Genomic DNA, 12,178 nt, shown 5'->3' with positions numbered 1-12,178 from the left:
ATAAATGACAGTATCTGAATCGCCCTATTCAATCCTGATTGTTGAAGACGAACCTAAACTTGCCCAATTGCTTATTGATTACCTTCAAGCATCTGGCTATCAAACTCATTGGTTAGCGGATGGCGCTGAAGTGAGTCATTGTGTAAAACAACAACATTACGATTTAATCTTGTTAGATCTCATGTTGCCAGTTAAAGATGGCATTACGGTCTGTAAAGAGTTACGTCAGTTTTCAGATATTCCCATCATTATGGTGACAGCTAAAACAGAAGAAGTTGATAGATTACTTGGGCTTGAGATTGGTGCTGATGATTATATTTGCAAACCCTATAGCCCAAGAGAAGTGGTAGCCCGAGTCAAAACCTTATTGCGTCGTTTTTATCGACCACAAGATATTGTTCAAAGCGATAAATTAGTCGTTATTGATGAGCAGGCTTATCAAATCCAATACAACAATAAAATTCTCGATTTAACGACTGCGGAATTTCGTTTGCTAAAAGCCTTAGCCACGCAACCCGGTAAAATATTAACCCGTGATCAGTTAATGGATCACCTTTATGATGACTACCGCATTGTCACGGATAGAACCATTGATAGTCATATTAAAAATTTACGACGCAAACTTGAGCAACTTAACGATCAAATTGAATTTATTCGCTCAATTTATGGTCAAGGTTATCGTTGGGAAACCCAAGCTTACCGTTTTCGATGATATTTTTTCAGGAATACATTGAACCTCGCTACACTTAAGCGCTAGAATCCACCCCTTTATGATATACCCCTACCCAATGTGTGGGGGACTGACTTGAAATCAGAACCAGGAAATTTAACCATGTTTACACCCGAATTGCTCTCTCCTGCTGGCTCATTAAAAAATATGCGCTATGCATTTGCTTATGGCGCAGACGCCGTTTATGCAGGTCAGCCACGTTATAGCTTACGTGTGCGTAATAATGAGTTTAACCACGAAAACCTTGCTAAAGGTATTCAAGAAGCCCACGAATTAGGTAAGCGCTTCTATGTTGTGGTTAATATCGCACCGCATAATGCTAAATTAAAAACCTTTATCCGTGACTTAAAACCCGTCATTGATATGGGTCCTGATGCGCTGATTATGTCTGATCCGGGTTTGATCATGATGGTGCGTGAAGCCTTCCCTGAAATGGATATCCACCTTTCAGTACAAGCCAATGCCGTTAACTGGGCAACCGTAAAATTCTGGCGTCAAATGGGATTAACTCGTGTGATCCTGTCTCGTGAGCTCTCTATTGATGAAATTGCTGAAATTCGTAAGCAAGTTCCTGATATGGAATTAGAAGTTTTCGTTCACGGTGCATTATGTATGGCTTACTCAGGTCGTTGCCTGTTATCTGGCTATATTAATAAGCGTGACCCAAACCAAGGTACTTGCACTAATGCTTGCCGTTGGGAATATAAAGTCGAAGAAGGCAAAGAAGACGATGTAGGTAATATCGTTGAAAAATACACGCCAATCCCAGTTAAAAACGTTGAGCCTACTTTAGGTGTTGGCGCACCAACCGATAAAGTCTACTTAATCGAAGAAGCAAAACGTCCTGGTGAATATATGACTGCGTTCGAAGATGAACACGGTACTTATATCATGAACTCTAAAGACTTACGTGCGATTGAACACGTTGAGCAATTAACTCAAATGGGTGTGCATTCGCTGAAAATTGAAGGTCGTACTAAATCCTTCTATTACTGTGCCCGTACAGCTCAAATGTACCGTCGTGCGATTGATGATGCCGTTGCAGGCAAACCCTTCGATCCAACACTGCTAACGACATTAGAAGGCTTAGCACACCGTGGTTATACAGAAGGTTTCTTACGTCGTCATACCCATGATGCATACCAGACTTATGAATATGGTTACTCTGTCTCTGACACTCAACAATTTGTTGGTGAATTCACAGGTAAACGTGTAAACGGTTTAGCCGAAGTTGATGTTAAAAATAAATTTGTTTTAGGTGATAGCCTAGAATTAATGACACCAACTGGAAATATTCAATTTACGCTAGAAGCGCTGTTTAACAAAAAACAACAGCCAACCGATGTTGCACCAGGTAATGGTCACATGGTTTATTTATCTGTTCCTGAAGATGTTGATTTAGATTTTGCACTGCTGATCCGCAATCTACAAGGTACAACAACACGTCAACCGCATAAAATTGATGCGGTAGAAGTGAAGTAAAGCGTCATAATCTGATTTAAAGTGGTCAATTTCAAATACAGATCACATCAATAATGATTTGTTTACCGTATCATCAGTTCCGAAAAATAAAGAACTAGAATGAATACAGTAAGACTAGGAACCACCTCCTTGGCAAATCCAATCTCCCTTGGATTTGCCTTTTCTTTTTATACTCTCCTTAGCAACTCTCTCTTACATAAAGCCCATTCTCTTTTTCGTTATCATTTGTAAAAAAAATAGTAATTTTCTCGATATCCATTACCTTTAAAAGAGTGATTCAATTAAAGGGACTCATCAATGAGTAAAATTAGTTTGCTAATCATTAATGGAAAAAGCGCTAACAACAGTGCATTGAGAAAAGCGGTTTACCAATTACGTAACGAAGGTTTTAATCTCCAAGTAAGAGTGACTTGGGAATCTAGTGATATACAACGTTTTGTACAAGAAGCTATCGATATGCAAGCCGAAACGGTGATTGCCGCAGGCGGCGACGGAACGATTAATAGCGTTGTTTCTAAATTAATTCATCTCTCCCCCTCATCTTTACCGACACTTGGCATTATTCCCTTAGGCACAGCAAATGATTTTGCCACCAGCGCACAGATCCCTCGTGATATGGAAAATGCGCTTAACTTAGCCGTTAAAGGCCGTGCAATACCTATTGATGTAATCGCCGTGAATAAGACACACTATTTTATCAATATGGCATCTGGGGGCTTTGGAACTAAAATCACAACAGAAACGCCTGAAGCATTAAAGTCTGCATTAGGTGGAGCTGCCTATTTTATTAATGGTCTTTTAAGTATCGACTCTTTAAAAGCGGATCATTGCACAATTGAAGCGGAAAATTTCCACTGGGAAGGTGAGTCTCTTATTTTAGCTATCGGCAATGGCCGTCAAGCTGGTGGAGGACAAAAACTATGTTCTGATGCCTTAATTAATGACAATAAGCTCAATATCACCATCGTTGAGGCTCACGAGCTTCTCCCATCCATTTTAAGCAGCATGTTTGATAGCAAGAAGAATGACAAGATAATCGAGCGAGAAAGTCGCTGGGTAAACATTAGTGCTTCTCATGAAATGGTGTTTAATTTAGATGGAGAACCCCTTTTAGGGAATAAATTTGAATTTATTGTGTTACCTGAAGCGATCCACTGCCGGTTACCGCCTCAATGTGACTTGTTATCTTAATGTAGATAAATGACAATCACTCTCATCTCATCATGAACTGGAGTATGTAATGACTGATATAGTAAGTTTGTTAGGTGCTGATGCAAAATCATTATTAGAACATCGTTGCCAAACCATCCCGAGCGAAAATCTCTACCTGCCAGGTTCTGACTTTGTTGATCGTGTTATGATTGATAACAATCGCCCTAATAGCGTATTACGTTCAATGCAAACCCTGTTTAATCACGGGCGTTTAGCGGGAACAGGTTATCTGTCTATTCTACCTGTTGACCAAGGTGTTGAGCACTCTGCCGCAGCCTCTTTTGCAGCAAACCCACTCTATTTTGATCCGAAAAATATTGTTGAGTTAGCGATTGAAGCAGGTTGTAACTGTGTTGCCTCTACTTATGGTGTTCTTGCTTCTGTTTCTCGCCGCTATGCACACAAAATCCCTTTCCTTGTGAAACTAAACCACAACGAAACTCTAAGCTACCCAGCGCAATATGACCAAACACTGTATGCCAGTGTAGAACAAGCTTTTGAAATGGGTGCTGTTGCAGTGGGTGCGACCATTTACTTTGGTTCACAAGAAAGCCGTCGCCAAATTGAAGAGATCTCAATGGCTTTTGAGCGCGCTCATGAATTAGGTATGGTCACAGTATTATGGGCTTATTTACGTAACCCAGCCTTTAAGAAGGATGGCGTTGATTACCATGCAAGTGCGGACTTAACCGGTCAGGCAAACCATTTAGCCGCAACAATTGGTGCTGATATCGTTAAACAAAAAATGGCTGAAAATAACGGTGGCTTTAAAGCGATTGGTTTTGGTCATACTGATGAGCGTGTTTACACAAAACTCACCACTGAAAACCCAATTGATTTAGTTCGTTACCAATTAGCAAACTGCTATATGGGTCGTGCGGGATTAATTAACTCTGGTGGTGCTTCAGGTAATAATGATCTTGAAGATGCTGTTCGCACTGCGGTTATTAATAAACGTGCTGGTGGTATGGGTCTGATCTTAGGACGTAAAGCGTTCAAGAAATCAATGAAAGACGGCGTTGCCCTAATTAATGCAGTACAAGATGTTTATCTAAATAAATCTGTCACTATTGCTTAATTGATCGATTTAAATGTGAAAGCCACTCAACTTGAACTGAGTGGCTTTTATTGTTTATTGCTTAGCGGCTAAACGTTTTTGGTTTGTGCACTTGTGTCACTGCATGTTGATGAGCAGTATCTTCACTCTCTATCACTTTCATTGCATTTTGCCCTGCTGGCAATGCTCGCTCAATCAATAATTCTGCGTGAGACTTCGCCAAAATTGTTTGTAATTGCTGATGTTGACTACACCAAATGGCATCAACATCTTTATCACGTGTCGTATCACGTTGATGTGTTAACGCCACTGTTCTTGCTTGAAAACGCGCCTGTTTTCCGCCTAGCTCTAAGCCATAATCAGAAATAGTGGCATGAGGCACAACAACTTGCCCATTATCAAGCCACGAATTTACTGCATTTTTATGCACCACATAGCCTAACTCACTTAAGCCAGCTAATACGGCTTCACATTGCTGTCTCATCGAAAGTTGTTGCTCGTGAGTTTCAATTGCCTGTTTTAGCTTGGTGATCATCACATCAAGTTGCTCGGCTGTTGCTAATGAGGCAACTGCTTCTGTATCACGACTCAGTGTCAGCATCTCTTTATCATCAAAGCTTTCAAGCTCTGCACATAGACGTGCTAATTCTTCCATTAACTCAATGCGTCTTATGCTATTACGCAAACTTTCAGCCATATTCATTATCAGTGAATCTGCCAGTAAACGCTGTTTCTTGCTATCAGAAAGCTTTTGCATTTCAATAAGCTGATTTGCATGATGATTGGTTTCTACTTCATTCCCCACTAGCCGTAACTTTTCAATCATCAATTCAATTTGGTGACATTGCTGTGCAAATGGGCTTTGAGGCTCACCACTTTGCCATAACTGTTGGGTGTATGTGGATTGTGCTTTTAATTGTGTCAATAATTCAGTTTGAGCGGGGCTAAGTTGTGCTTTTTGCGCCTCAATTTCACCCGTTACACGAAATAGCAATAAGCTAATTTCTTCCACACTCATGTTTTCGCTCAATTCAATTTCAGCCTTTAAAACACTGTTGGGTGCTAATTGTGATTTTAGTTGTTTTAACAGTACCGATGATTTCTGTTTCCCCTGTTGGATATGACGTACAAGCGCTTTTTCTTCAATGACTTGTTCACGTAGGTTTTTCATATCCTGTCGTAACGGTGCAATAAACTGGCCTAATTTTTCTGTTAAGCGACTCACTGAACGAGCGTCTAATGCATCCAATTGCTGATTATCTTTAACCAATGCATTAAAAGTCGATCCAATTTGGCTCACACGTTCATCTTGATATGTGAGTTGTTCAACTAATGCCTTCCATTGCTTGAATTGTTTTTTGCTATTCGCTAATTGTCGGTGATAACGAATAACTGTGGTTTCTTTTACAGAGATATAATGCACTGATGAACTCATCATTCACTCACTTTTTCATTCAGTAAAGAGGCATGTTGTAAGGCTTCAAGAAGTTGTTGTTGCGCTTCTTGGCGATGATAAAACCATTGTGTCAACGAAACGCGATAATGATAAGGCACCACTTTACGCAAAATATCTTTTCGCCATAACTCACGAGCACAAGCCTGAGATAACCACTCATGTTGTGGCATATCGCACTCAATTCCCATCAGTAATTTGCCTTGCTGCTCATCTTCGATTAAACAGTCAAACGAGAAAATACCGACTTGTTGTGATGGTGCAATATGATATCCCTGAGACTCAATAAAGCGTTTCACATCAATAACAAACTGATCGTTTACCTGATCTTGCGTTGCCACGCTGGCTTGAGTACGGCATAAACGGGCTAATAAACGTTTATTTTCCTCTTGTTTATTAATCTGGTGGCAATGACTCGCGTAAGTTAAGTACCCTTGTAAGTAATCGCGCGGAATTTCAGGGTGTTTATTCGTACTTAATAGGTCAGAGATTTCATCAATCGGCATTGACGACATGATAACCACTTGCTTTTTCGCTCTGGTGATCGCGACATTTAAGCGACGCTCTCCTCCAGTTTGCCCTAGCACACCAAAATTACGCCTAAAAGTACCTTGTGCATTACGACCAAACGTCGTCGAAAACAAAATAACATCTCGCTCGTCACCCTGTACATTCTCGACGTTTTTCACAAAAAACGACATATCTTCATCGTTATCCAAGCGTGCGCATTCTTCGGTGTAAGCCTTTAAAAAATCCACATCATAGTCATTGCGATCACGAATATGTTGATTAATTAATTGAGCTTGTTTCTGATTAAACGTCACCACTCCCACAGAAGGGCGTTTATCAAAAGGCACCTTCCAGAGTGTTGCTAAATGTTCAACGATCGCCAATGCCTCTTTTTCGTTGGTTTGATTAATATAAGTGCCATTAATCGCCATAAAATGCAGCGGTTTTACTGTGCTAATGGTTTTCGCTGAATGTTGGGCAGGAATATTCAGCCGATTTTCGTAAAAGGCATAATTTGAGAAATTAATTAATTCTCTAAATGCCGAGCGATAGTGAATATCTAAGGTATGAATAGGCAATACGGTTCGTGCAAGGTGAAGCAAATCAGGGCAATGGCAAATTTGGCTTGAGTCCCATTGCTCACTACTTTTCTCTTGTTGTTCATCTTCCTCGTTATCGTTATCTTCGTCGTCTTCATTTTCGTTAAATTTACCGCTGAAGAAAGATGAAGGCGGCATCTGTTTCTCATCACCACTCACAATGGCTTGTTTGCCGCGATATAACGTCGGTAATGCAAATTCAATAGGCATTTGCGAGGCTTCATCATAAATAACGCTATCAAAAAGTCCTGCCTTTAAAGGCAATATTTGGCTTGCCACATCTGGCGTCATCAACCAAATAGGGCGCAATCTTAACAATCCCATTTGAGTCGCTTCGTCAATAAACTCGCGTAACCGTAATGCTCTAGGCCCAGTTAAGCGTGTTATTCTTTCCCAATGACGCGCATTTTCAATTCTTGATAATTCGATATTTTCAGTTAATAACTCACGATTTACTTGTTGTAATCGCTGATAGCTCTCTGTTAATTGCTCAATATATTCCTGTAATTGTTGAGCAGTATGCGTCTTTAATACTGTGTTTTTTATTTCAATTTCAGTTTTAACAGCAACATAAAACATATGACTCAATGTTGCTTTTAAAAGCTCGACAGGGTTAGAAGATGAACTTTCATTTTTATCAAGCCATTGACGTGATAATGCTAAAACTTGCCAATCATTGTGCGTAAAATGCGTTGTTCTTTCTCGAAATAGCTGAAATTGACTTAAAAAAGGTAAGCTTTGAGCTAACTGCTGTAATCTAGTTGTCAGCAACTCGCCTTGATTAATTGCATCATAAAATTGCTGATAACAGAGTTCGGTGAGGGTTTCTTGTAAGCCAGTTAATTTAGCGAGGCTAGTTTGCTGTGCTTTAGCGCGAACAATGGCATTCTCAATTTCTAAACATTGCTGTTCAAAGCCCTGTTTTTTCGCTGATTGAATGGACTCAACAAAATGTTCAGATTGAGGATATAACGCTAATATCGCAATATCATCATTACTAGCTTTAAGCTCAATGAGAACATTATTTATTGTGTTCTGCCACTGCGTATTTTGTCGATTGAGGTGCTGTTCTAGCCCTAATTGTTGATAAATAGGTTGCAGCTCTTGGTGCAACAAACGCCATTGTTGTTCTGTGGTGATGGTTTTATGTAGCGTAATATAGTGTTCGGCTTTATCGTCGATACCACTTTGCGCCATAAAGTCTTTTAACTTACTGTTTCGACTATAATAATAAGGATTTAAGAAGCGTAAGAATGAAGGTTTGATCTTATCAGTAGCCGCTCTTGATAACGTTGCTAACATGGCATTATCTAACGGAGCGAGTAAGCGGAAAATTAAAGGATCGCAACCTTCACTATCAATTTGCTGTAAACGTGTCTCTAATTGCGCCAATTGAGCAATTAACTGCTCACCTTTACCTTGCTTACCTTGTTCATTTAAAAACAGAGTTAACCAACGAGATAAATTATCCCATTGTTGAGTATTACGATTTTTTAACTGCTGTTTACACTGCTCTAGTGTTGTTTCGTGAGTCGTTAATTTATCGATTGTAATTTGTTGATAAGGCAAGTTGTATGCTGCATCACGCTGTTTTTCTGCTTCGATAAATAGCGTGATATTTTCATTAAATTGGCGATATAGCGTACTTTCAGGTGAGAACAATACAACACCATTTAATGGTGTGTTTTCATAATTAATCGCATACCAATCTAAACCATATAACGTTAAGTTATCGATAAGCTGAACAAAAGTTGTTTTATTATATTGAGAAAGCAGTGAGGTTAATTTATCCGAACTTATTGTTAGCTTTTGTTGTGACTCTAATTCGAGTAATCCAGATAACACTTCTCGATATGAATAATCATATTGTTTATCCGTTAGATATAACGCTTTATAGTAGGCATCTAATGTTGTTTCATAAAATTGAATTAAGTTAAGCATTCTATCACGATTAAAAGGGGTATCTTGCTTAACATCTGCAATCAACTGCCGTTTACGCTCTAATTGTAGTTGTTCTCTAATTGCTGAAATAATCTCTCGCCCTTTAGGGTTTTGATGAATAATCAGCACCCTATCTTGCAATCCATTTGCAACTAATCGTTTATACACTACATCCAGCGCGGCAGGCTTTTGGCAAAGCACCAGTGCTGTTTTTTGTCGCCCTATTGCATCAGCAATTAAGTTAACAATAGTTTGGCTTTTACCTGTTCCTGGAGGTCCTTCTATTAATAACCCCGTTTGCTTTCTTGCCGCTTGAATAATGGTATTTTGAGAAGGATCTGCCAACGACAGCAAATAGTTATCAGCCAATGGATCTTGTATTTCTAACGTTTTTGCCTGTGTATTGACTTGCAACATAGTGGCAAGAGCCGTGCCGTTGATAGGTAAATTGGCAATTTGTTGTAAATCAGCACTTATCATTTGCCCAATAAAAGAGGTGTGAAATAACACTGCTGAACAATGAATATAAGCACTGTTTTCTGGTATTTCTTTAGTTAATGAAGGCAACGAGCTTAGTGAATGTTCAGTTGTGGTTAATAACGACGAAAGTGTGCTCATCATTTCACTGACACTCAAGCCCGTTTGTGACATTAAGCTATCGAGTACTTTTTGCCATTCATTAGCCGCAGGAATACCGACAAAATTCGCCAGAGCAGGATTTAAACGCACTGAGGCACGCTCTGTATCAAACCCAATTTGCACAGCACCTTGAGTGCCACCCAAAATATTCATTGAAACAGGCCACAAGAAAAGCGGTGCAATACGCGGTTTTATTTTATTAGGTTGCGTATTTAGTACTAAAAAAGGAAAGCCTAAATACATGCCGTTAATACCCGTATCTCGTTGGTAAGACTGAGTATTCTGTTGCAAGAGCCACAAGCGATTATTTAATTTTTCACGTTGACGTAATACTTCACCCTCTAATGAAAACAGCCTTTTCTTGCGGTTAATTAAATGCTCAAGTAAGTTTGTCACTTTTTCATTATCAGAACAGCATTCAGTTAAATCAACACGCCCCGCATTTGGCGTTAAACGCATTCTGACTAAATTACCGCGTTGACTTGTGGAAACTAGTTTCTTAGCAAAAAAATGCAATACTTCTAAAATATATTTTTGTGATTCAGGTACTTGCCATTGTTCAACGGGAATACAGAGCATCACAATAATATGCTCAAGAGGCAATCTACGAGTTAAAAGAAAATCATCAGCCCATCTATCAATAATATCGATATTAACACGCTTAAAATCCCCTATTCTTTCACTAAGCTGTTCAATAAGTTGATATCGAGGGGTGGCTAATAATGTTTTTGCTTGCTGTTTATCAAACGTCTTTATTGCAAGATTTCTGGCTAATTTAGCCGCATTATTCACCAACGAATCTATCGCGATATATTGCCCAATCTCTGCACTTAATAACAAAATATAGTCATTTTCATGCATGTTTTTACGATCAATTAATGCCCGTAGATTTTCATTATAGGCATCAGGAAATTCAGCACGAAGGATCTCCCAACGAGCCACTAATTGACTTAAAGAGGTGATTAACAAATAAAGCTGTAAACTTTCTTCATTTAATGGAATACGTTGTTGCTGAGCCCTCTCACGAACAGCGCATTGACGATAATAGAGCTGAACAAGCCAATGTGTCTCATCAATAGATTGCAGTTCCGTAGCAATAGGCTGACAAATTAATTGATAACCTAATAAGGGATGCTCTAAAAGCCATGAAGGTGTAATGATCTCGCCACGGTGAATCAATGGCATATTCGGATTTAAAATTCGTAACGCGAGAGTAAAACGTAAACTTGGCTCAATATCTTGTTTTTCAACTAATGACTGCAATTGGGTAACTTGCTTTCCACTATTATCAAATTGGCTTAACCAAGTCGTGATTTCACCATGAAGAAGTAATTGTGTGGCTTGATCCCAATATTGTGCTTGTGCCGCCACCATCGCAAACGCATCAGGTTGATTGAATTGATGATCTGCAAATTGAAATTGATAATATTGCTGATTTCCATTGTTGTGATTAATATCTGGCGCTTGTACCGCTAAACCTTGTAACCACGCATTAACTTCATTCCATTGCCAGCGTTGAAAGCGATCACGGCAGAGCAAGCCGCGTAAAAGTAATTGAATGTTGGGTTCTAAATTATCCGGTAATTCAACACCATTAGTCATTACTTGAATTAAAAACGCATTATCATGGATATGTTTAAAACAGGCTCCTTGCGTTAATTGCTCAAGTAAAATGATCCCCAAACTCCACCAGTCTGATGCTGCCGAAACACCCCCCGCTAATATTTCTGGCGCACTATAACGTGAAATTTCAAGCGGAGAGACAATATCGAGATCGAACTCAGATAAACATGCCGAGCCATATTCAATCACCACAATATCAAGAGGATCACGAGCACGGATCATCAAGTTTGAGGGTTTTAAATCACGATGGCGCACACCATGTTCAGTTAATGCTGCAATCGCCGTACCTAATTCGGAGACTAATACATTAATTTCATCCGATTGCCAAAAGTCACCGCGTTCAATAAATTGGCTTAGTGAACCACCGTTTAATCGCTCAGTAACGTGCCAAGCGCGATCCTCCCATCGACCCGTTTCGTAAAATACAGGAATATGGTCAATAGAGATCAGATTTAAGACTTGATAAATAGCAGGATCAGGCTCTTCACCTTTAAGATAGAGTGTTAATACACCTTCTTGATCTGTTTTGATATTGCTTACGTTATAGCGTTCTCTTTCACTATTAATAGAATTGATACGTTGTTCAAGACGCCAATCACCAATCAATCTAAACGTTTCATTATCGCTAACGTCGTTATTTTCAATCTCATCAGCCGGATCAGCACCACATTCAAAACAGATAAAATCATCTTCTCCCATCAAGTGTCCGTTAATACACTTTCTAGGCTGATCGTGATTAAGATCGGGAATTATCGCAGGTGTATCAATGGAAGAAGATATTGGAGGAGATGGACGCCACCCTGACTCATGAATAGGTTCAATCGTTAGATCCCATCCACAAAGCTTATCATTCACTTGTCCTGCACAGAAAATTTCGGTTAACTGACGCTCAGTTTGGCAGTGAGGACAAAAACGTATCATGGTCATCCTTT

General features: G+C 39.4%; 6 protein-coding genes. 4 read left to right on the top strand and 2 right to left on the bottom strand.

Features of this window, described 5'->3' with window-relative positions:
* Window positions 1-4: 4 nt before the first annotated feature.
* From baeR to fbaB, 4 genes are all read left to right on the top strand, one after another.
* A complete protein-coding gene (gene baeR, locus GWJ01_RS18205; protein WP_088495278.1) occupies window positions 5-712 on the top strand; it encodes a two-component system response regulator BaeR in 708 nt (235 codons plus the stop codon).
* 120 nt (window positions 713-832) lie between these two features.
* Window positions 833-2,212: a prephenate-dependent tRNA uridine(34) hydroxylase TrhP gene (trhP, locus tag GWJ01_RS18200; protein ID WP_088495277.1), complete on the top strand. Its 1,380-nt coding sequence runs from the start codon at window positions 833-835 to the stop codon at window positions 2,210-2,212.
* Between the two features lie 297 nt (window positions 2,213-2,509).
* Complete coding sequence (gene yegS, locus GWJ01_RS18195) at window positions 2,510-3,403, top strand: lipid kinase YegS (protein ID WP_161711433.1); 894 nt, start codon at window positions 2,510-2,512, stop codon at window positions 3,401-3,403.
* A gap of 49 nt (window positions 3,404-3,452) precedes the next feature.
* Window positions 3,453-4,502, top strand: a complete 1,050-nt coding sequence (gene fbaB / locus GWJ01_RS18190; protein ID WP_006533078.1) for a class I fructose-bisphosphate aldolase — start codon at window positions 3,453-3,455, stop codon at window positions 4,500-4,502.
* Between the two features lie 61 nt (window positions 4,503-4,563).
* Here the strand turns inward: fbaB and GWJ01_RS18185 are convergent, their stop codons facing one another.
* Together GWJ01_RS18185 and GWJ01_RS18180 are read right to left on the bottom strand one after the other, a co-directional pair.
* Window positions 4,564-5,919 carry a hypothetical protein gene (locus tag GWJ01_RS18185; RefSeq protein ID WP_161711432.1) on the bottom strand — a complete coding sequence of 452 codons (1,356 nt, stop codon included), beginning with the start codon at window positions 5,917-5,919 and terminating at the stop codon, window positions 4,564-4,566.
* Complete coding sequence (locus GWJ01_RS18180) at window positions 5,916-12,173, bottom strand: protein kinase domain-containing protein (protein ID WP_161711431.1); 6,258 nt, start codon at window positions 12,171-12,173, stop codon at window positions 5,916-5,918. Before GWJ01_RS18180 ends, GWJ01_RS18185 begins: the two co-directional genes overlap by 4 nt.
* Window positions 12,174-12,178 lie beyond the last annotated feature (5 nt).

Source organism: Proteus sp. G2618, from assembly GCF_009915995.1.
In the GTDB taxonomy this organism is placed as follows: domain Bacteria; phylum Pseudomonadota; class Gammaproteobacteria; order Enterobacterales; family Enterobacteriaceae; genus Proteus; species Proteus terrae.
This window is presented reverse-complemented; position numbering and strand designations above follow the sequence as displayed.